This window comes from Bradyrhizobium sp. HKCCYLRH3097, assembly GCF_051167875.1.
In the GTDB taxonomy this organism is placed as follows: Bacteria; Pseudomonadota; Alphaproteobacteria; order Rhizobiales; family Xanthobacteraceae; genus Bradyrhizobium.
On sequence record NZ_JBNPTX010000009.1, the window covers coordinates 134,461 to 155,218 of the forward strand.

General features: G+C 66.1%; 20 protein-coding genes. 11 read left to right on the plus strand and 9 right to left on the minus strand.

Features of this window, described 5'->3' with window-relative positions; all coding sequences use genetic code 11:
* Window positions 1-66 precede the first annotated feature (66 nt).
* From ACQR0U_RS21795 to gspD, 4 genes are all read right to left on the minus strand, one after another.
* Window positions 67-1,185, minus strand: coding sequence for a hypothetical protein (locus tag ACQR0U_RS21795; protein ID WP_315827799.1), 1,119 nt, complete (start codon window positions 1,183-1,185; stop codon window positions 67-69).
* Window positions 1,186-1,415: 230 nt separating this feature from the next.
* Window positions 1,416-3,293 carry an alkaline phosphatase family protein gene (locus ACQR0U_RS21800; RefSeq protein ID WP_434843867.1) on the minus strand — a complete coding sequence of 626 codons (1,878 nt, stop codon included), beginning with the start codon at window positions 3,291-3,293 and terminating at the stop codon, window positions 1,416-1,418.
* A gap of 246 nt (window positions 3,294-3,539) precedes the next feature.
* Window positions 3,540-4,088, minus strand: a complete 549-nt coding sequence (locus ACQR0U_RS21805) for a tetratricopeptide repeat protein (protein WP_315827801.1) — start codon at window positions 4,086-4,088, stop codon at window positions 3,540-3,542.
* Window positions 4,060-6,363, minus strand: a complete 2,304-nt coding sequence (gspD, locus tag ACQR0U_RS21810; RefSeq protein ID WP_315827802.1) for a type II secretion system secretin GspD — start codon at window positions 6,361-6,363, stop codon at window positions 4,060-4,062. The genes ACQR0U_RS21805 and gspD overlap by 29 nt, the downstream gene beginning before the upstream one ends.
* Before the next feature lie 256 nt (window positions 6,364-6,619).
* On the opposite strand from gspD, the gene ACQR0U_RS21815 reads away from it, so the two are divergent.
* Genes ACQR0U_RS21815 through ACQR0U_RS21860 form a run of 10 tightly spaced genes read left to right on the plus strand, consistent with a single transcriptional unit; the run spans window position 6,620 to window position 14,771 of the window.
* Entirely contained in the window at window positions 6,620-8,275 is a 1,656-nt protein-coding gene (locus ACQR0U_RS21815; RefSeq protein WP_315827803.1) for a GspE/PulE family protein, read from the plus strand.
* An 8-nt stretch (window positions 8,276-8,283) separates the two neighbouring features.
* Complete coding sequence (locus tag ACQR0U_RS21820) at window positions 8,284-9,495, plus strand: type II secretion system F family protein (protein ID WP_315827804.1); 1,212 nt, start codon at window positions 8,284-8,286, stop codon at window positions 9,493-9,495.
* 20 nt (window positions 9,496-9,515) lie between these two features.
* A complete protein-coding gene (gene gspG, locus ACQR0U_RS21825; protein ID WP_315717468.1) occupies window positions 9,516-9,998 on the plus strand; it encodes a type II secretion system major pseudopilin GspG in 483 nt (160 codons plus the stop codon).
* The gene (locus ACQR0U_RS21830) at window positions 9,991-10,455 is read left to right on the plus strand and encodes a prepilin-type N-terminal cleavage/methylation domain-containing protein (RefSeq protein WP_315827806.1); all 465 of its coding nucleotides are present in this window, start codon (window positions 9,991-9,993) and stop codon (window positions 10,453-10,455) included. Before gspG ends, ACQR0U_RS21830 begins: the two co-directional genes overlap by 8 nt.
* Entirely contained in the window at window positions 10,448-10,846 is a 399-nt protein-coding gene (locus ACQR0U_RS21835) for a PulJ/GspJ family protein (RefSeq protein ID WP_315717470.1), read from the plus strand. The genes ACQR0U_RS21830 and ACQR0U_RS21835 overlap by 8 nt, the downstream gene beginning before the upstream one ends.
* On the plus strand, window positions 10,846-11,565 hold the full coding sequence (locus ACQR0U_RS21840) for a PulJ/GspJ family protein (RefSeq protein ID WP_315717471.1): 720 nt from the start codon (window positions 10,846-10,848) through the stop codon (window positions 11,563-11,565). Before ACQR0U_RS21835 ends, ACQR0U_RS21840 begins: the two co-directional genes overlap by 1 nt.
* Complete coding sequence (locus tag ACQR0U_RS21845) at window positions 11,565-12,509, plus strand: general secretion pathway protein GspK (protein ID WP_315752554.1); 945 nt, start codon at window positions 11,565-11,567, stop codon at window positions 12,507-12,509. Before ACQR0U_RS21840 ends, ACQR0U_RS21845 begins: the two co-directional genes overlap by 1 nt.
* Entirely contained in the window at window positions 12,506-13,582 is a 1,077-nt protein-coding gene (locus ACQR0U_RS21850) for a PilN domain-containing protein (RefSeq protein ID WP_315752555.1), read from the plus strand. The genes ACQR0U_RS21845 and ACQR0U_RS21850 overlap by 4 nt, the downstream gene beginning before the upstream one ends.
* Window positions 13,579-14,142, plus strand: a complete 564-nt coding sequence (gene gspM / locus ACQR0U_RS21855) for a type II secretion system protein GspM (RefSeq protein ID WP_315717474.1) — start codon at window positions 13,579-13,581, stop codon at window positions 14,140-14,142. Before ACQR0U_RS21850 ends, gspM begins: the two co-directional genes overlap by 4 nt.
* A complete protein-coding gene (locus ACQR0U_RS21860) occupies window positions 14,142-14,771 on the plus strand; it encodes a hypothetical protein (RefSeq protein ID WP_315717475.1) in 630 nt (209 codons plus the stop codon). Before gspM ends, ACQR0U_RS21860 begins: the two co-directional genes overlap by 1 nt.
* A gap of 18 nt (window positions 14,772-14,789) precedes the next feature.
* Here ACQR0U_RS21860 and ACQR0U_RS21865 read toward each other — a convergent pair whose 3' ends face one another.
* The 5 genes from ACQR0U_RS21865 to ACQR0U_RS21885 are packed head-to-tail and all read right to left on the minus strand — an operon-like array spanning window position 14,790 to window position 18,435.
* A complete protein-coding gene (locus ACQR0U_RS21865) occupies window positions 14,790-15,281 on the minus strand; it encodes a prepilin peptidase (RefSeq protein WP_315717476.1) in 492 nt (163 codons plus the stop codon).
* A gap of 46 nt (window positions 15,282-15,327) precedes the next feature.
* A complete protein-coding gene (locus ACQR0U_RS21870; RefSeq protein WP_434843866.1) occupies window positions 15,328-15,948 on the minus strand; it encodes a HupE/UreJ family protein in 621 nt (206 codons plus the stop codon).
* A complete protein-coding gene (locus ACQR0U_RS21875) occupies window positions 15,945-16,556 on the minus strand; it encodes a HupE/UreJ family protein (RefSeq protein ID WP_315752557.1) in 612 nt (203 codons plus the stop codon). The genes ACQR0U_RS21870 and ACQR0U_RS21875 overlap by 4 nt, the downstream gene beginning before the upstream one ends.
* A gap of 17 nt (window positions 16,557-16,573) precedes the next feature.
* The gene (locus ACQR0U_RS21880) at window positions 16,574-17,554 is read right to left on the minus strand and encodes a HupE/UreJ family protein (RefSeq protein ID WP_315752558.1); all 981 of its coding nucleotides are present in this window, start codon (window positions 17,552-17,554) and stop codon (window positions 16,574-16,576) included.
* Window positions 17,551-18,435, minus strand: a complete 885-nt coding sequence (locus tag ACQR0U_RS21885; RefSeq protein WP_315827891.1) for a peptidylprolyl isomerase — start codon at window positions 18,433-18,435, stop codon at window positions 17,551-17,553. Before ACQR0U_RS21885 ends, ACQR0U_RS21880 begins: the two co-directional genes overlap by 4 nt.
* Window positions 18,436-18,716: 281 nt before the next feature.
* Between ACQR0U_RS21885 and ACQR0U_RS21890 the strand changes: the two genes are divergently transcribed.
* Window positions 18,717-20,741: a hypothetical protein gene (locus ACQR0U_RS21890; RefSeq protein WP_315827811.1), complete on the plus strand. Its 2,025-nt coding sequence runs from the start codon at window positions 18,717-18,719 to the stop codon at window positions 20,739-20,741.
* The last annotated feature ends 17 nt before the right edge of the window (window positions 20,742-20,758 follow it).

Here is a 20,758-nt window from a genome sequence, read left to right on the forward strand (position 1 = left end):
ACTCCGCGAAAGAGGCGAAAGACAAGGGTCGCCCAGCCAAGCTGGACGACCCGATCATCATGAGGCTCAGTTGCGGGTCGGCGCCGGCACGGCGGTGCGGTTCGCTGGCACCGTGACGGGCTGGAAGGAGAACACGTCGCGACTGCGCGGATCGACGGTCACCTTGAGCCAGCGCACGTCGTTGTTGCCGTTGCCCTGATTGTCGCCGAACGTTTCGACGCGAACGAAGTTCTCAAGCCGCTGGCCGGCACTGTTGAGGAAGGGCTGGTCGATCCGGAAGTAATGGGAATCGCCGTGGACGTAGGCGACCGGCTTGCGGAACGCCTCGACTTCGGTGCGCAAGGCGGTCAGAAAGCTGACGAAGCCATCGGGCTGCCCGTCGGTTTCGGCGAGCGTCCTGGGATCGCGCAGCGGCGCGCGCGTCGGATCGGCCTGGTCCCAGCCCGGGTTGCCCTGGGTGATGAACATCACCGCGGCGGAGTTGCGCCTCTTGGCTTCCGCGAAGGTCTGTTGCATCCACAGAATCACGGCCGCGTTGCGCGCGTTGTATTCGTCCGGATCGGGATTTGTGTCGCAGAGATTGTTGCAGGATCCCTGGATGTTGAGGGTCGCGTAGGTGACCCGGCCAACGGTCCAGCGGCGATTCTCGACGCAGCCGACCTTGGTGCCGTTGGCGCTCAGACACAGCGGATCGGTCTGCACCTCCTGGCGCAGCTTGCGCTGGCCGAGCGAAAACGGCGTCGAGAAGAACACCTTGCGCTCGTAATCGAGCCGGTCGCGCGAGTTGAAGCCGCCATTCGAGGGGCGATCGCAATCGACCCAGTCATTGTCGCCCGGGGTGAACATCGCGGGCGCCTCGAGGCTGTTGAAGAAAGCGAGCGCCTGGGCGTAGAGGCCGGCGTCGCAGGCGGAATTGGAGCCCTGCTTCAGGTCGCCATCGTGCGCCGTAAATTTCAGTCGATGGGCGTTCATGTCGGCGATCAGGTTGGGGACGCCGACGGTGGCCTGCAGCGTGGAGTAGGGCAGGTCGCCCCACAGGCCGATGGCGTAGCTGTCGTCATCGTCGTCGAAGCCATGGTCGTGCGCAAGGCTCGGCGCGGCAGCGGAAAACGCCAGCAAAGACACCGTGACGGACAATGCGAGCAATTCATGAAAGGCAGATTTGAAAGATGATCGAAGTGACATTCTGCAAGATCCCCCAAGACCTCGGTTGCACCGCGCCGCTTCGTTCAAGCGGCGGCGGGACGATGCGGAGGCTCGATAACGGGGGCGTGACGATCGGCTGACAATCCGCTGACGGCGTCACGATGTTGCAATTCGGTGCACCATCAATGTCGTCGCCGCGCACAATGCGCAGATGGCCCGCCGCAACGTGTGCGGCGGGCTGTTCTTGACAGCGGCAGACTCCCGGTCGATCAGCGGTCGTCGCCGTATCCGTGCTCACCGTGGTCGTGATGATGCCAGCCGCCGTCGTGATCGTGATCGCCATCGTTATCGCCGAAGGCGAACAGATTCATCAGGTCGCCGATCGCAGGACGGTTCTTCGGCACATAGCGGTTGTCGTCCCGGTCATGGATCGGATTGGGGAGTCGGTCGCGGCTGACGGCGGAGATCGTGGGCAGCCGCCAGTTGCGCTCGATGAATTTCAGCAGCGAGACGTGATCGTAATAGGTGTGGTCGACATGACCCTTCTTGGCCAGCGGCGAGACCAGGACGAAGGGAATGCGGGTGCCGTCGCCGAGGAAGTCCACCGGCTGGACATAGCCGGAGTCATAGTAGCCACCGCCCTCGTCCGTCGTGATGAAGATCGCGGTCTTGGCCCAGAGCTGCGGGTTGGCCTTGACGCGATTGATCAGGGCCTCGAGGAATTTTTCGTAGAGGTCGGTGGTCGAATCGGCGGGATGCCCGGCGAGCGCCTCGAACGGACGCACGAATGACACTGCGGGCAGCGTGTTGTTCTGCACGTCCTTCACGAAGGCGCCGTAGTTCTGCAGCTTGGCTTCCTCGGCGGGGTTCTTCATGATGTTGTTGAAGCCGGTGAGCGGGTCGCAGATGCCGCAATAGGAGTGGAACAGCAGCGGCACACCGTCGACGCTCTTGGCGAAGGTGGTGGCATCGTCACCGCGGTCGGCGCTGTAGTATTTCCAGGACACGCCTTTTGCGGTCATCACGTCGGCGATGGTCGGCGCGCTCTGCGGCGGCAGCACGAATTTGTCCGAGCCGAGGGCATTCGGCTTGGCGCTGGTCTGGTTCCAGAACATGCTGTAGTTGTTGACGAGATAATAGTGGTTCGGCGCGCAGTTGTTGCTATAGACGCCGTTCTTGAAAAGCTGCTCGTTGACGGCGGCGACGCCGGGCGCGCTGGGGTCCGAGCAATTGACGTAGGAGCCGCCGCTGTAACCGTCCTGCTTGTAGTAGTTGTTGGTGCCGGGAACCGGATCCGGATTCTCGATCTGGTTGGCGTAGGGCACGGCGGGGGCGCCGTTCAGCGTCTCGGGATTGGTGAAGAACGCGGCGTGGCCGGTCACGAGCGCCTGGAAGTTGGCTCCGGTGCCGCCCATGATCGCCTGATGATAGTTGTCGCTGATCGCATACTCGTCGGCGAGCTGCTTGAAGAACGCTGCGTCACCGGGCTGGGCCTTGCCGGCGGCGTCGGTGAACGGGTTCATATTGTAGAAGCCCATCGAGATGGCGCCTTCCATCGGGTTGAACCCGCCGGCCGGATAGGGCTGACCGTTCGAGCCGGTGCCGATGGTCTGCTCGACCCACACGAATTTGTCGTGCTTGCCGCCGTCGATGTCCTGCCACATCTGGAAGAAGCGGTGCACTGGATCTCCGGTGTAGGCCGCATAGGAGACGTATTTCGAAATCTGGTACGGGCCGTTGGGAAGATTGGCCGGGAAGCGGGTGTCGAGGACGTTCTGCGGCAGGCCGATCCCGTAGGTGGTGTAGGGCTGCGGCAGTGTCGCATAGGCGCCGGTGGACGCGGTCTCGGCAGTGTAGCGAACCTCGTCGCGGCCGATCCGCTGCTCCGCCTTCTTGAAATGCCGGCCCGGCGTGCCGTCTTCGTTGACGATGCCCTTGCTGAGCAGATTGTCGATCGTCTGACCCGCCTTCGGCTTGTAGGTGCCGAACAGATTGTCGAAGGTGTGGTTCTCGCCGACGATGATGATGACGTGCTCGATCGGCGTACTCGTCGCCGGTTCGGCGAAGGCCGGCGCGACGCTGGTCGCGGTGAAGACGGCGGTGGTCGCAAGGGCGAGCGCCTTGGACCGTGTGACTGTTCTGGTCATGAGATCTCCGGACGGAGGAGGGTGGTGGCGCGCGCATGCTGATGGCCGCTTGCCTGCGACGATCTATCGCGGCAACAAATTGCAACGTGGTGTCGGTCTTGCTTCGGTTTTGTGAAATGCGCCGAGCAGCGCGGATACTGGACACGCACGTCACAGCACCAGCTTGGCAGCGCGTGTGCCGCCAGGAGCTTGACTCCATTGCTGTCGGGAGCCAGCGCTCGCCGGGCTATGGACCGGTGATACTGGTCAGAGCTGGCCGGGCACCCAGCTCAGCGCGAGGGCTTGGCCTTGCGCGATCTGGCTGGCCGACATTTTGGATGCGACGGCGTTGCGAAGCCGCAGGAAGTAGCTGCGCTGGGTCGACTTGGCATGTCCGGCAGCAAGGTTCAGCCATTTGTAGGCGAGCACGACGTCCTGTGGAACGCCATGACCCTTGTCGTACATCAGGCCGAGCATCGCTTGGCCGAACGGATTGCCGGCTGCGGCGGCCTGACAATAGAGATCGCTCGCGACCTCGTAGGCCTGCGGGGTTCCAAAGCCGTTTTCATACATGAAGCCGAGCATCGCCTGAGCGCGTGGATCGCCGCGCAGGGCAGGCGGGGTCAGCATGCGCACGGCGCGGACGAAGTCGCCGCGCGCATAGGCGATGCGTGCGGTGCTGACCGAATCGGCGCGAACGGGCGAGGCGAGTGCTCCGAGCAGCAGGATGGCTGCGGTGCAGGCGATGGTGAGGCGCCCCATCGTCGGCCGGATCACTTGGCTGGGGTCAACGGGTGGTGCGGACACGCAAATCATCCGTGATGCTCGCTCCGACTGATCCGCGGAGCTTGGAACGGAGTTCTTCTGCCACCTGATGCGCATCGCTGCCGTCGCGGATGATCTGCGGCCGGATGAAGATGATGAGCTCGGTGCGCGTACCCTTCTTGCCCTGATGCGAGAACGCGTCGCCAAGAACCGGAATCTCGTCGAAGGCCGGAATGCCGTTGCGATTGCCGGTCTGCTGCTCGCTGATCAGGCCCGCCAGCAGCACGGTCTGGCCGTTGGCGACCGAGATGGCGCTCTTGACCTTGCGCTGCGACACCGTCGGCGTGAGACTCGCGGCGGTCTGGGCCGCGACGTTGCTGATCTCCTGCTCGACCTCGAGCCGCACATTGCCGTTGGCGGCGATGCGCGGCACGACGCGCAGGATGATGCCGGTGTTGCGATAGTCGATGGTGTTGACGACAGTATTGCTCGACGACAGTACGGTCGCGCTGCCGGTCGATACCGGCACGACGTCGCCGACCTGCAGGGTGGCGGTCTGGTTGTTGATCACGACCAGCGAGGGATTGGAGAGCACCTTGACGCTGGTGACGGTATGGAGTGCGTCGAGGATCATGTTGGGCGAGGCGTCGTGTCCGATCAGGAAGTTGAAGCCGGGCAGAGCGCGGTTGATCAAGGCCGTCGTCGCCGCGGATGTCGTCGCTGTGGCGACCGACGTGGCTTGCGTATTGGTGATCGATCCTTTGTCGGTCCCGAGGCCGAGCACCTTGCTCGAAAGATAGGCCTGCACGCCGTAGGACAGCTCGTTGGTGAGCGTCACTTCGGCAATCGTGGCGTCGATCCCGACCTGCAGCACCGGCTGGTCGAGCTGCTGCAGCGTGTTGGAGATGATGCGGTAGTTCTCGCGGTCGGCATAGATGAGCAGCGAGTTGTTCACGGTGTCCGGGGTGATCCGGACATTCGGCATGATGGCCTGGCCTCCGCCAGCACCACTGCTGCGTGGCTCCAGCCCGGTCGAGGACGGCGTACTGCTGGAGGACGATGTGCTCGAAGATGACATGCTCGAGAGACCACCGGCTTGGGACCGGCTCGTCGGATTGGCGCTCGAACCCGATGATCCCGCTGCATTTGTGTTGAAGGAGAGCCGATCGGCGACCGATGTCGTCGTGCCGTCGGACCCCGGCGCGGTCTGGCCGTCGGCGCCGTCGGTGGAGGACGAGCCGGCGCCGCCGAACATGTCGGTGAGCACCTTGGCGAGCTGGCGCGCGTCGCCGTAGCGGACCCGGTAGACGTGGACGCTGGTGCGCCCGGAGTCGGCCTGATCGAGCCGGCGGATCCAGGTTGCCGCGCTCTGCAGCAGCGCTGGCTTGCGCGTCACGACCATGATCGCGTTCAGGCGATTGACGACCTGCAGCTTGACGAGATTCTGGCTCAATCCGTTCTCACCGGAGTCCATGATCTTCTCCAGCTCCGCCATCAAAGGCTCTGGCGCCGAATTGCTGACCGGGAAGATGCCGACGGACTGGCCGCGCATCCAGTCGACGTCGAAGCTCATCACCGTTTCGATCGCGGAGCGTCGCTCGGCTCCTGTGCCCTGGATCAGAAGCAAGTTCCGGGTAGTGTCGGCGCGCACGCTGCCGGCGCGAGTCGCGAAGCTGTCCATCAGCTTGAGGATCGTCTGCGCACCGACATATTGCAGCGGCACGACGGAGACGCCGTAGCCGGGCTCGGCGCGGCCGGCCTCGCCGTCGACGCGTCCGGCGCCGATGGCGTCGCCGAGCGGGGTCAGCTTGTAGCCGCCGCCTTCGCGGACCAGCACGACGCCGGACAGGCGCAGCGCGCTCTCCAGCACGAACAGGATGTCGGATTTCGGCACCGGCCGCGCCGACACCAGGCTGACGCTGCCCTGCACGCGGGGATCGATCGCGTAGCCCGCGCCGAGGATGTCGCCGATCACGACCTTCGCAACCACTGCGATCGGCGTGTTCTCGAAATTGAGGTCATAGCCCTTGCCATCGGCCGCCGGAAGCGGCCTGACCTCGGCGACCTCCTGAACCGTGGTCCCCTGATATGTCCGCGCGCTCGCGCGCTCGACCTCGGGGCGTCCCTGGATCGATGCGACCGGTCCACTGTCGCGCGGCAGGATATCGAGCGAGCGCACCTTGTCGATGACGTCGACATCGGCCGGCGCGCTGGCCTGGGAATTGAGCGTTGCCATGTTGCAGGAGGCGAGCAGCACCGCAATCGCCAGCAGCGAGGCAGGTCTGACAACCGCAGCGGACTGGCTTCGATTGCCGATACGAAACATGGACTTACCGATCTACTCGTGTTGACCGGCCGAAACGCAGCAGCGCCTCGTTTAGACCGCGCAGCCTGCATAGCGGTCCAATATGACACTTATGTATAATTGGCGGCTGCCGCCCGACCTTTGCGCCGCATGTGTGTCGGAAATGTCGGCGCCTCCGGCATTCGTACAGCCGTCATGTTCGCGATCAATAACGTGGGTCACCAGTAGCGGCGTGCCGAGACGTTGGGGCCGGCACGGGCGCCACCCGGATCACGCCATGAGCGGTACACTGTCGACCCAATTTCATGCCTATCTTCGCGAGCGCCATCCCCAGGCGGCGGGCGAAGGCGGAGCTGCGGGCGAAACGCAGATCGCGCTCTGGGACAGGTTCGGCCTGACCGCCGACGTTTTCGCGGAGGAGGTCGCCGGCTTCACCGGACTGCAGCGCGTCGCGCTGCGCGAACTGATGGCGGCACTCCCCGCGGTGAGCGAGTTCTCCGACCGCTTCCTCCGCGAGGTGCTCGGCTATCCATACAAAGATTCTGACGGCGCCGCCGTGTTCGCGATGGCCGATCCGACCGATCAGGCCGTGCGCCGGGCCGCCGAACTGGTGCTCGGCCCGCAGACTCTCTTCAAGGTCGCCTCGCATGAGGATATCGCCGTCGTCCTCGACCAGCGGCTTGGCGATTCCGACGACGCCGAGATCTCGCCGGCACAGGAGATCCGTGACGACGACATCGAAAGTCTGCGCGATCTCGCCAGCGGCGCGCCGGTCGTCCGCGCGGTGAACGATCTGATCGAGAAGGCGGTGGAGATGCGCGCCAGCGACATCCACATCGAGCCGTTCTCGACCGGCCTCGTGGTCAGGCTGCGTGTCGACGGCCTGTTGCGTCCGATCGCAGCGCCCTCAGGCGTGCTGCCGCAGGCAGTGATCTCGCGCATCAAGATCGTCGCCGGTCTGAACATCGCCGAGCGGCGCCTGCCGCAGGACGGCGCGGCGCGCATTCGCGCTGGCCGGGCCGAAATCGACGTCCGCGTCGCGGTCATGCCGACCCAGCACGGGGAATCGGCGGTGCTGCGCATCCTGCCGAAGGATCGCTCGCAGCTGGTTGCGAGCCGCCTCGGCCTCGCGACCCGCGACGACGCTGCACTCCGGCGCCTGATCACGCTGCCGCACGGCATGATCGTGATCACGGGGCCCACCGGCAGCGGCAAGACCACGACCCTGGCGACGATCCTGTCCATGCTCAACACGCCGGAGCGCAAGATACTCACTGTCGAGGATCCGGTGGAATATGAGATCCCCGGCATCAATCAGTCTCAGATCAAGCCGGCGATCGGGCTGACATTTGCGAGCGCGCTGCGCTCCTTCGTGCGTCAGGATCCCGACGTCATCATGGTCGGCGAAGTCCGAGACAGCGAGACGGCGCATGTCGCTGTCCATGCTGCGCTGACCGGCCATCTGGTGCTGACGACGCTGCACACGGAAACCGCCGCGGCGGCGGTGCCGCGCCTGCTCGACCTCGGCGTCGAAGGCTTCTTGTTGCGGTCGACCCTGCGCGCGGTGATCGCGCAGCGGTTGGTGCGCCAGCTCTGCGATCACTGCAAGACGCCGAAGCCGCTCGATGAGGACACGTGTCGCCAGGACCCACGCCTCGGTCATCTTGGCCTCGTCCCCGGCGACATCACCTGGCACCCGAGGGGATGCGAGCGATGCGGCCAGAGCGGCTATCGAGGCCGGGTTGGTGTGTTCGAACTGCTCGAGCTGAGCAGCGGTCTGCGCGAGCTGATCGCGGATCGTGCCGACGGCCTCGCGATCGATCGGCTGGCGATCCGGGAAGGCATGACGACGATGCTGGACGACGGCGTTGCCAAGTGCCGCGCCGGCGTCACCTCGGCCTCCGAGCTGCTTCGTGTCCTCGTTGCGCGGTGAGGTGGATCGTGCCGAGCTACCGCTATCGCGCTCTGACGCAGTCTGGTGAAATCGTCGTCGGATCTCTCGTCGCGCCGTCGCGCAGCGAGGTCGAACGGCGCATCTCGTATCTGCAACTGCTGCCGATCGAAACCGTGGAGGAAAAGAAGGAGCGGACGGGGGCTGCGTCCGGGTTCTCGTTCGGCGCTCCGTCCGCGGCTGAAGTGACCACTTTCACGCGCGACCTGGCCCTGCTGCTCAAGGCCGGCGCGCGGCTCGACGACGCGCTCGACCTGCTGTCCGGCGACTCCGACATCGGCCGCCTCCGTCCCGTGGTGGCGCGGCTGCGCGCGGCGATCATGGCCGGCGAAAGCTTCGCCGACGCGGCGGCCGCCCAGCCGCAGCTGTTCTCGCCGATGTATGTCGCGCTGATGCGCGTCGGCGAAGCGTCGGGAACGCTCGATCACGTGCTGACTGCGCTGGCCGGCGAACGCGAGCGTTCCGAGGCGACGCGACGCAAACTGACCGACGCGATGCAATATCCCGCCTTCGTCTTCCTCGCGGCGATCGGCGTGATGCTGTTCTTTCTCGTGGCCGTGCTGCCGAACTTCTCTGCCGTGCTGCGCGACTTCGGCGGCCGTGCCGATACCGCGCTCGGCTTCTTCATGACGATGTCGGATCTGCTGCGCGCCAATGCAGTTGCGATCACGCTCGGCTGTGCGGCGCTGCTTGCGGCAGGCTGGTGGCTGTTGCGTCAGCCCGCGGTTCGCGCCGGCCTGACCAGTGTGCTGGCGGTGACGCCCGGCATCGGCAGCCTCCTGCTGTTCTATCGGACCAGCCTGTTCTGCCGCAATCTCGGCCTGCTGCTCGGCTGCGGCGTCAATCTGAGCGCCGCCCTGCGCATCCTCGTTGACGTGATGGCGGTGACGTCGTCGCGCGCGCCATGGTCGGCGGCGGCGGATCGCGTCCGTCACGGCGGCAAGCTGTCCCAGGCGCTGTCGGCCGACAACATGCTGCCGCCGATGGCGCTGCGCATGCTGCGGCTCGGCGAGGAGACCGGCCAGTTGCCGACGCTGTCGACTCGGATCGCCGAATTCTACGAAGCCAAGCTGCAGCGGGGACTCGACCGTGTCGTCGGCATCGTCGGTCCCGCCGCCATTCTGCTGATCAGCGTGGTCGTCGGGGGCCTGATCGTCTCGATCATGACGGCCCTGCTTTCGGTGACGCAACTGGTCGGCTGACCGACATCAAGGAGAACGATATGAGATCAGATACGCAGATCGAGCCGGCCACGAGGGCCGGGCGCGAGCAGGAGCGCGGCTTCACGCTGGTCGAGATGCTGGTCGTGATCACGATCATCGGACTGATCATGGGGCTGATCGGTCCGCGCGTTCTGAACTATCTCAGTGAATCCAAGACCAAGGCGGCGCGGATCCAACTGCAGAGCTTCTCGGCGGCGCTCGATCTGTTCTATCTCGATGCCGGCCGCTACCCCTCGACCTCGGAAGGTCTCGGTGCGCTGGCGCAACGGCCGGCCGGACTGAGCGCCTGGAACGGCCCCTATCTCAAGGGCGGTGCCGTGCCGAAGGATCCGTGGAATACGGCCTATGTCTACCGCGCGCCGGGCGACCACGGCCCGTATGACATCCTGTCCTACGGTGCCGATGGCCAGGAGGGCGGCAGCGGAACGGCGGCGGACATCGTCCTGGGAACGCCGACGCAGACGAGCGCGCGCAGTGAGTGACGACGGCCAGCGCGGCTTCACGCTGCTCGAGATGGTCTGCGTGCTCGCGATCGTCGCGCTGCTGGCGTCCGTCGCGCTGCCTTATCTGCCGCGACAGACGTCGCGGCCTCGGCTGCAGGCCTATGCGCTGCAAGCTGCGGTACTCCTGAAGTCCGATCGTGCCTCGTCGATGCGGACAGGTACGCGCGTCGACACTGAGATCGACACGTCGCGCCGCTTGATCCGCTCCGGTAGCGGCGCGGCTGCGTTGAAGCTGCCCGACGACGTCGCGTTCCTGGCGACGTTGCCGCGCAGCTGCCAGCATCGGCCGGTGCTGGCGACGATCAGCTTCTTTCCTGATGGCCTGTCCTGCGGCGGCGCGATTACCTTGTCGCGCGCCGATCTGAGCCTGGAGATCAGGGTGAACTGGCTGACGGGGAGGATCGACATTGTCTCGCGCGCGCTTGCCAATGGTTGATATAGGCGACCGGAGTGACGCAGGCTTCACGCTGATCGAGGTGCTCGTCGCGCTTGCCATCGTCAGCGTGTCGATCATCGCCATCGGCGCCGTGGTGTCGCGCAACGCGGCCAGTGTTCGCAAGCTCGAACAGCATGTCACCCTGGTCACCGACATGAGGCTGGCATTGGCAACGGTGCTGGCTGATCGCAGCCGGCTGCAGCCGGGCAGGATCGATCAGCGCTCCGGCTCTGGGGCGGTGGTGCTGCAAGTCAGGCCGCTCGGTGGTGATTGGAATGAGCCGGCCGGGCAGACCGGGTGGATTCCGGAGGCAGTGACCTTGCGTGTGAAGACCGGCTCGGGCGCCGTCGCCGATGTGCAGACGGTTCGCCTCGCGCGAGGAGCGCGCTGATGCGCGTCCCACCCGATCGACCGAAACAGCAGGGCTTTGCGCTGATCGAGGCGCTGGGCGCGCTCGCGATTGCCGGAATCGTGTTGTCGGCGCTGGCTGCGGTGACGTCGCAATGGCTGCCGGCATGGAAGCGCGGATTGGATCGCGTGCAGCGCGCCGAGATGGTGGCCGCCGCGCTGCGGCGGGTCGGCGATGATTTCGCTGCCGTGCAGTTTGTTTCGGCCAATCGCGAGCAGAAGGGACCGCTGTTCGTGGGCGACGAGGTCTCGGCGATGTTCGTGCGCGCCGAGTTTGGTCCGAATGCGGGACATGGCCTAGATATCGTGCGCATCGGCGAGGAAGGGGGCAGGGGCGAGCGCGCTCTGCGGCGATCGCGTGCCGCGTTCGAGCCCGTGTCGGTCGGCCAGCCCGTGACCGAGCATTTCAAATTCGTCGATCCCGTGGTGCTGCTGTCGGCGCCGTTCCGGATGTCGTTCGCGTATGCCGACAGGACGATGGCCTGGACGACGGAATGGCGCGATGCGACCAAGCTGCCGTCCGCCGTCCGCATGACGATCTACGACGACAGCCGTGGCGGCGCGGCCGTACTCGTCAGCGCAGTCCGTATTCAGGTCGATGCGCCGGGGGGCGGTTTTGCCGATACGGGAGCGGGCGGCACCGCGAACCAGCCAGCCGTGGCCGAGCCGGCCCAACCGAACAAGAGCGAGCCGGTCGACTGATGCCCGTTCGCTTCTTCAGCTATGGCTCTGCCGACAGGCGCGGCGCGCAGGATGGCTTCATCCTGATCGCTGCGCTGTGGATGCTCGCGGCGCTGGCGGCCCTCGTCGTGGTCGTCTCGCAGCAGCTGGGCAGCTCGGCGCGGTTGCTGCGGCTCGAAGACGAGGCGGTCGAGGCCGATGCGCTGATCTCGGCGGCCATCGAACTGTCGGCCTATCGTCTGCTGCTGTCCAAGGATGAGGAGCGGCCGCGGCAGGGCGGTTTCCGCCTGGCCCTTGCAGGCAACGACATCGCAGTCTCGTTCGTCAACGAAGCGGCGCGGATCGATCTCAACACGGCCTCGAAGGACATGCTCGAAAACCTCTTCGTCACGCTGGGCGTCGACCGGGATGCTGCCAAGGATCATGCTGAGCGGGTGGTCGCGTGGCGCTCCAAGCCGTCCGATGCAGCCAGGGCCCAGGCGGAGGAGGCGCGCTATGCGGCGGCCGGTCTCAAGCGTGTCCCGCGCCTGGCGCCGTTCGCGCATGTCGGCGAGCTGTCGCTCGTCCTCGGCATTCCCGCATCGCTCGTCGATCGGGTCCTTCCGCTGGTGACCGTCTTCAACGGCTCTCCCGGAATCGATCCGACGATCGCTGCGCCGGAGGTCGTTGCAGCGTTGCCGGGAATGACGCCGCTGATCTTGAAGGATTTCCTCAACGCAAGGGCGTCGCTGTCACAGGATGCCGATACGCTGGCCCAGACGCTCGGTCCTGTTGCGAAGGAGGCCGCCAAGGGCAAGAGCAAGGCCTATCGGCTGCGCATCGTCGTCAGTCCGGCGGGCGGGCTTCGTCATGCGGCGACGGCGGTGATCGTTCCCGGCGAAGGCGAGGAGCCTTATCGGCTGCTGGCGCGCCAGGACGAGGGGCCGCAACCGAGGGGAGCGCTTCAGGCGCGGAGAATGCCATGAAGCTGACCGAAGCGATCGAGCGCGGACTGACGGTGTGGACGGCGAGCGTCGCGACGGCGATCGAAGCCGTGGCCGATCGGCTGCTCAGACGTCCGCAGGTCCTGGTCCGCCATGACCGAACAGAAAGCGTCGTCTTGACGATTCAGGCGCAACCGAAGGCGAAGGTGAAGCCGATGCCGGCGCCGGCAAGGGTGAATCCGGCGGCCGGCGCTGCGCAGGCCGGGCTCTCGCCGGAGTGGCTGCGAACGTTGCGCGGCGCCGCGCTGGAAATCCATCTGGCCGCCGAGAGCGTCCTGGTCCGCCCGCTCGACTTTCCGAGGCAGGCCGAGCCGTTTCTCGATGGCATGATCCGGACTCAGATCGGCAGGTTGACGCCGTGGAATCTCGATCAGGTCCTCTACGGTTGCAGCGCCCCGCGCGCAGCCGGGGATCGGATCGCGCTGACGCTCGCGGCGACGCCGCGTGCTCTGGTCCAGCCCTTGCGTGACTTGGCCGATGAGGTCGGCGCCGCCAGGCTCGTCATCACCGCCGATGTCGGCTCAGCCGATGGCGGCCAGATCCAGATCTTCAAGACGTCGCTGCGCTCGTCGCTTGCCGGCGGGCGCGATCTCGGGCGCGTGCTCAAGCTCGGCTGGCTGTCGGTTGCTGCGACCACGGCCGTGCTGCTGATCGCGACGACATTGATCGGCGGATATCTCGATGGCGAGCTCGAAGATGCGCAGGCGCAGGTCACGCGGCTGCGCGCGGCGCTGCGGCCCGCGATGGGCGCCACCGCCGCCGACGGGCTGCTCGCCAAGCGCAAGCAGACCAGTCCCGCCAGCGTCATCGTGCTCGACACGCTGTCGAAGATTCTGCCCGACGGGACGTATGTCGTCGAGATGCATGTCGAGAACGATCGGCTGCAGATCTCCGGCCTGACCCAGGACGCCCCCGCGCTGATCCGGCTGATCGAGCAGTCGCCGCAGTTCAGCCGCGCCACCTTCTATGCGCCGACGACGCGCACCGCCGGGGAAGCGGGCGAGCGTTTCCATATCGAGGCGCGCATCAACGCCTATTTCGGGGACCGGGCATGAACTGGTCGACATCGCTGCGCCGGATCTTCGTGAACTCGCCGGCCGCTTCTGCGATCCTCTATGCGACGACCATCGTCGCGCTGCTCTGGCTTGGTGCTGCAGCGGTCGCCGATCTCGTCGCCAAGCGCGACCAGCTCAATGACACCAACGCGCAACTGGCGCAGTTTTCGGGACGCAAACGGCCGGCCAGCAGTTCCTCCTCGGACAGCGCGACGGCTCCGGGCGGATCGGTGTTCGTCGAGGGACGAACGGTCACCATCGCGGGCGCGGCGCTGGTGCAGCGCCTCACGGAGGCGATCAGCAAGGCCGGCGGCAGCGTGCTGTCGACCCAGGTCGAGCTACCGGCGGCGCGCGGCAACGAGAACCTGATCAGCGTCGTCGCCAGCTGCGAGCTCGAACAGCCGGCGCTGCAGCAGTTGCTCTATGATCTCGAAGCGGGATTGCCGTTTCTCTTCGTCGATCAGCTGCACGTGCAGCAACCGCTGGCGGCCGCGGCCGGCGGTGTGGGGCGGCTGACGGTGCTGGTCACCGTGTCGGGCCAATGGCAGGGAAAAATGTGATGCGATCGTTCGTCGGTTCAGGTCTCGTCACCGTTGCGACCGTATGCGTGCTTGCAGCTTCGCTCGGCCGTGCCTGGGGTGAGACGGCGGATGGTCTCGAGCCCGCTGCGCCCGCGCAGGCCGCGCCCGGCGCCTCCGACCCACCGGCCGTTTCCGAGGCGCCCAGCGCGCAAGTCCCGGGGCGCAGGAGTGCCAACCCGCTGTGGGATGTTCCGATCAGTGCTCTCTCGGCGACGCGCGACCGTCCGATCTTCTCGGCCTCGCGCCGGCCGCCACCGGTTGCCGCACCCGTCATGGTCATGCGAGCGCCGCCGCCTCCGCCGCAGCAAGAGCCGGAACGACCAAACCTGCAGCTCGTCGGCACGGTGATCGGCGACGAGGAGAGCTTCGGCATCTTCGTCGATGCCTCGTCGCAGGCGTCGCTGCGCTTGCGGGTCGGCGCCTCGCATGAGGGATGGGTGCTGCAGTCGCTGCGACCGCGTGAGGCCTCGCTGCTGAAGGCGCCGGAGACCGTCACGCTGCAAATGCCGCAGCTCGGCACAGCCGGCAGCGGCGACGTGCAGGCGGGACCGATGACCCCGCCTGCGCCGCCGGGCGGACGCGAGCGGATGGCGCGGCGGGCGCGTTGAGGTCACGGCTTACCGCATTCAGAAGGTCACGAGCAATTCGCTCCCGGTGGCCTGCAGAGCGAGTACGGCAAGCAGGCCGAGGACGAGGAACGGGCCGAACGGCAGCGCCGTTTGGCCTGTCAGCCGGCGGCCCATGATGAAGAGGACGAGCGCTGCGGCGAGTGCCGTCGTCGCGGCGATGAGCAGCAGGATCGGCATATTTGGCAGGCCGGCCCAAAGCGTCGCAGCCATCAGAAACTTGACGTCGCCGAGGCCCAATCCTTGGCGGCCGCGGGCCATTGCGTAGAGCAGCCGCAGCAGCAGCAGCGCCGAGCCGAGGGCGAGGGCTGCGGCGCAATTCCACAGTGCCTCGGGGAGATCGACAAGCGTCGCCAGTCTTGCGAAGCCGCTGGCGGCGACCAGTGCATTCATCCAGTCCGGCAGCAGCCCGCTGCGCAGATCTGTCCAGATCAGTCCGGCGCAGGTCAGGAGCAGCACGACGATCGTAACGATGTTGATGGCGTCGGTCACGCAGCCCTGGAATTCGCGGGGTCGGATCGCCCGAGCATAGGCCAGCTCAGGCTGCGAGCGATAGTCCCGCCATCATCAGGCCGATTGCGGCGACCCAGCCACCGACTGCGCGCACCGCGATCCCGCGCCAGCTCGATGCCGGCTCGGTCTCGGGACGCCTGAAGGTGACCGCCAGCGCCATCACGAGGGTGATGGTGACGTAGCCCGCACTGGCGAGACCGGCGGCGTAGAGGAGGCGGTCGGTCTGCGGCACGAGCTCGCCGGCATTGGCGGCGCCGCGCATCACGCCGAGCACGAATGCAATCACGCTCAGCAGGACCACGGGAATGCGCAAGGCCACCGCCAGCAGCAGCCCGAGAATCAGAATGGTCGCGGCATCGCCGAGTGGAGACACCGCCGTTGCGCCAGAGCCGGCGGCGAGTGCAAGCCCCGTGCACAAGCCGAGCGGGAACACCACGACGAGCCAGCGTCCGCTCGCCGTACCGAGCGAGCCGGCCAGCAACCCGAGGGCGACCCAGACCACGACGTCCTGCAGCGCGAGCAGCGGGTGCAGGGCGCCGGCGTAGAAGTCGCCGAGCCGGGCCGACACGATATGGGCATCAGCGAGCTGCGCTTGCGTCAGCAGCAGCGCCGATGCGAGCAGGGCGGTCCGGCGGTACGTGCTCATGCCGCGACTCCGAGGCTCGCGACCAGGAAGTAGCCGCCGAGCGCGGCGATGGCTGCTCCGACGCCTTGGATGATGCGCTCGCCGCCGGGCCAGCGCGCGAGCGCGCCGATGGTGATGCCGCAGGCGTGGAGAAGACCGGTCGCGACCACGAAGCCGCAGCCATAGGCCAGGGGATTTGCCGCCGTCGGAAGCTCGACGCCGTGCGCGTGGCCGTGAAAGATGGCGAAGATCGCAACGATGATGGCCGCAACTGCAAACGGGACACGGATGCGGATCGCGACCGCGAGCCCGAGCACCAGCGCCGACAGCGCGATGATGAGCTCCGGGACGGGCAATCCGACCTTGAGGATTCCCAGGATGGCCCCGAACGCCATCACCAGCGGGAAGACGACCGGCAGGATCCAGATCGCCGCGCCGCCGAGCTGCGCGCCCCAGATGCCGACTGCAACCATCGCGACCAGATGATCCAGCCCCGTCAAGGGATGCAGCAGGCCGCTGGCCAGCCCGCCGCCGACGCCCGTCTGCTCGTGGGCAAGGCTCGGATTCGCTGTCAGCAGCGAGAGCAGCGCCGCACCCAACACGGCGTGCAGGAGTTTGCGCGCGATCATGTTCGTCCCATTCGTCATCATGCGGCCGCCAGAACCCGCACCAGGCGGCCCAGGAACCAGAACATCGATACCGAGCCGATTGCATAGGCCGGCAGCTCGGCGCCCCAGCGCGGCAGCGCCGCGCCGAGGCGGCGATGTGCCCAGATCAGCGCCAGCACCAGCAGCACGAACAGGACCTGTCCGATCTCGACGCCGACATTGAAGAAGAGCAATGCCGCAGGCAGGATCCGTCGTTCGAGCCCGAGGCCTGCGAGCGCACTGGCGAAGCCGATGCCGTGCACCAGACCGAAGCTGAAAGCGACAGCCCATGGGTAGCGGGCGGTCAGCCCGGTCTCGCCGCGCTGCTGTTTGACGATCTCGACGCCGACAAACACGATGCTGAGCGCGATGCAGGCGTTGAGCGGCCCTTCGGCGACGCCGATCCATCCGAACGCCGTTGCGGCCAGCGAGGCGCTATGGCCGATCGTGAAAGCCGTGATCGTCTTGAGCAGGCGCCAGCCGCCCTGGACGATCCAGATCAGCCCGAGCACGAACAGCAGATGATCGGCGCCGAGCAGGATGTGGTCAATGCCGAGATTGACGTATGTCTTGGCGAGCTCGAGCCAGGTGTCGAGCGTCGGCGCATCGGTGCCCAGCACGGTCACGACCGGATTGGCCGCAGAGATCGTGTAGCTGCGCGTCTCTCCAGCGAGCGACGTCACGCGGATGATGGCGGCCGACATGTCCTCGCCGAGATTGGCGATCGTCATCTGCCCGACGAGGCCCTTGTCGCCGCAATTGAGCTCCGGCAGGCGCAGGTAGCAATGCGGAGGCATCTTGAGATCGATGCGGTTGACGCCATCCTTCGGCAAGGTCGTCCATCGCCCGATATACGCGCCGGGGCGCATCTCGCGAAACTCGAGCACGGCGATCGTCGCCTGATGCGCAGCCGCCGGCCGCCCGGGCAGCAGCGCTGCGAGCGCGAGCACGATGGCGATCAGGGCGCGCGCGCCGGTCACGGCTCGTACCTGATCGTGTAGTTGGCCTTGAGCCGGCTCACCGCCTCCCAGGCCCGTTTCCGTGTCTCTTCGGTGTGCCAGATCTTGGCCGCCTCGGCGCGGATGTCCTCGAGCTTCGCCGGAGCGCCCGGCTTCCGGGCGTCGAGACGAACCACGTGCCACCCGTCCTTCGACTGCAGCAGGGTCCATTCCTGGAGGGGCGCCTTGAGCAGGCCGTCGCTGAAGCCGTCGCCGAAGCCGGCGGCCAGGCTCGGCACCGGTCGGTCGAGAATCGCGCGCGTCTGATCGCGCAGCTCCTCGGATTCGCGCTGCTCGCGAATGTCGTCCAGATAGCGCCGCGCCGTCGCCTCGTCGCTGGGTGGCGTCATGAAGAAGCTGACACGCTCGGGCTCGTCGAACCGGGCATGATTGTCGGCGAACCAGGCGCGCAACTGCTCCTCGCTCGGCTGTGGCACGCGCACCTGATCGAAGATCAGATATTGCAGCTTGAACGCGACACGGTCGCGGATCATCTCGTCGCCGCGGTCGACGCCGAGCGTCTTGCCTTCCCGATAGAGGATTTCGCTGGCGACCCAGGCCTCGACCATCTTCTGCAGCTCGGCCTCGCTCGGGGTCCGCTGCTTGTCCTCGTCGAACGTGTCGATGAAGGACTGGCGCAGGGCCTTGGTCACGGTGATGACCTTCTCGTCCTTCGCCGGCGGGTGGATGATGGCATCGGCCGCGAAGATCAGGCCACCGAGAACGAGGAAGTGCAGGAGTGGCTCCCTGCTGAGCCGGCGCAGGGCGGTCACGGATGATGATCGCGCAGGGGAAGAGCTGTTGCCATCTTGCTGATTGGAGCGTGCAGAGGCGCTCTCGAAGGTCTGCGCCGCATTCGACATGGCAGGGGCTGACATACGTTCTTTACAACTCGGACCGCGCTCGTTGCGCGGCGCGTATATGCAACGGCACACTTGCCGTTGTCACCGGGCAAACGTCAGTGTCACAAAAATTTCGCAACGACGGCCGACCGCGATGTTCGTGGGGAAGACGCCAGCAAAAATAAATCCTTCAACAAACTGTCTCCGAGTTTTGGTTTGGTCGCGCCGCGAATGACGACGGCGCATCGGTCGCGTTGTCATCTCGGTTTGGAGATCGATCGAATTCTTTAGGGGCGACGATAATGGTTCCATCTACCAAGACAATCCTGCTGACAGCGGCCTCGGTCTCGCTGGCCCTGTCACAGAGCGCCGACGCTGGGGAGCGTTGGGGGGAAACGACCAAGAACAATCCGTATGTCGCGGGCGACATGCACAACCACAACACCTGCACCGACGGTTCGGTTGCTGCCGGCTATGCGATCGACCGCTCGGTCGGCAAGGGCACCGCGGCGGCTGGCGGCAACAATTTCGATCTCGACTGGTTCACGCTCGGCAACCACGGCGGTTCGGGCAACCGCGATTGCCGCTTCAGCGATGCGAGCGCCAACATCCCGGGCGACAATACGACGACGTATTGGAGCCAGACGCTCGGGAAGACCATCGACGGCATTACGATCACCAGCCTGAAGGGCACGCCGAACGGCACCGATACCGGCGCCAAGATGTGGCGCTGGCAGTCGATCAAAGAGATCGAGTACCCAACCATCGTCAATCGCACCGCGACCTACAACAAGGTGCTGGTCGAGGGCCTGGAGTGGATCCTGCCCGGTCACGAGCATGGCGACGTCGCCGTGATCGCCGGCCAGAACCCGCGCGGTTACGGCAATGCCGACAAGATGGCCGAGTTCGAATATCGCTTCGACCGCGCCGACACCGACGCCATCGGTCCGGTCGATGCCAGCAACAACCCGGTCTGGGCCGGCAAGGACAATGTCAACAATTCCGGCACGGCCGGTCACCAGAAGGCCGTCGCCGGCATCGCCTGGCTGCAGGCGAACCACCCGCTGCAATCCTATGCTGTGCCGACCCATACCGAGCGGCAGGGACCGTTCAATCCGAACGGCTCGGCCGGCTACAACATCGAGCACTTCCGTGACTTCAACAACGCCGGCCCGACGGTCGCGTTCGGCATCGAAGCCCCGGGTCACATGGCCGAGGGCGGCGTGAACGGCGGCTCGGGCTCCTATGGCTCGGGCGCAGTCGGCGGCGGCACCTACGGCATGCAGGGCGTCTACACCGCCAAGGTTGGCGGGCTGTGGGACGGTCTGCTCGGCGAAGGCCGCAACTTCTTCCTGTTCCAGAGTTCGGACTGGCACAGCCGCGGCGTCTATGGCGCGCGCGATCCCGGCACGACGGCGGACTTCATCCCCGGCGAGTACACCAGGCTGTACGTGCCGAACGAGCGGCGCTTCTCCCAGCAGTCGATCATCGACGGCATGCGCTCGGGTAATTCCTACTCGGTCAACGCCGACATCATCGGCTCCGACATGGAGTTCCGTGCGAAGGGTGAGTGGGACGACGACTGGAAGACGATGGGCGAGACGCTCGTCGTGCGCCCGGGCGAGAAGGTCACGCTCGAGATGGAGATGACCGTTCCGGCCTCCAACAACAGCCCGTACGGCTTCAACAACCCGCTGCTGCTGCCGGTCGGCATCAAGCAGCCGTTGAACAAGCCCTATCTCGACCACGTCGATCTGATTACCGGCGACATCACCGGTCCGATCGCGCCGGGCGCCCCTGGCTATGCGGTGGCCAATGCCAAGGGTGTCGATGGTGCGGCCATCGTCTACAACACGTCGGCCAAGATCGCGAAGCAGATCCCGGCGACCAAGATGCGGAGCCACAAGCTGCGCGACGGTTCGACCCGCCTCAGCTTCACGACCACCTTCATCGCCGGCCAGACACCGTTCTACATCCGCGCCCGCGGCACCAACATCCCGCCGGCGACTCCGAACGTGTCCGACAGCGCCGGCAATCCGCTGCTCGATGCCAACAACGCCACCGTCAGTTGCACAGATCCGGCATGTCCCTCGCACCTCGGCACGGTCGGCGGCGTCAAGAAGGTGACCAACGACGTGCAGGCCTGGTCGAACGTCTGGTTCTACGCGAACCCGATCTTCGTCCGAACCTACAGCACGCCCAAGCTGCTGGTCGAAAAGAATCAGGAGCTGGCCCGCAAGCTGGCTCACGAGCATCACCACTGGCACGATTGGGACCACTGGGGTCACTGGGGCCACTGGGGTCGCTGGGCGTTCAACCGCGACTGATTGATCGGCACCAATCC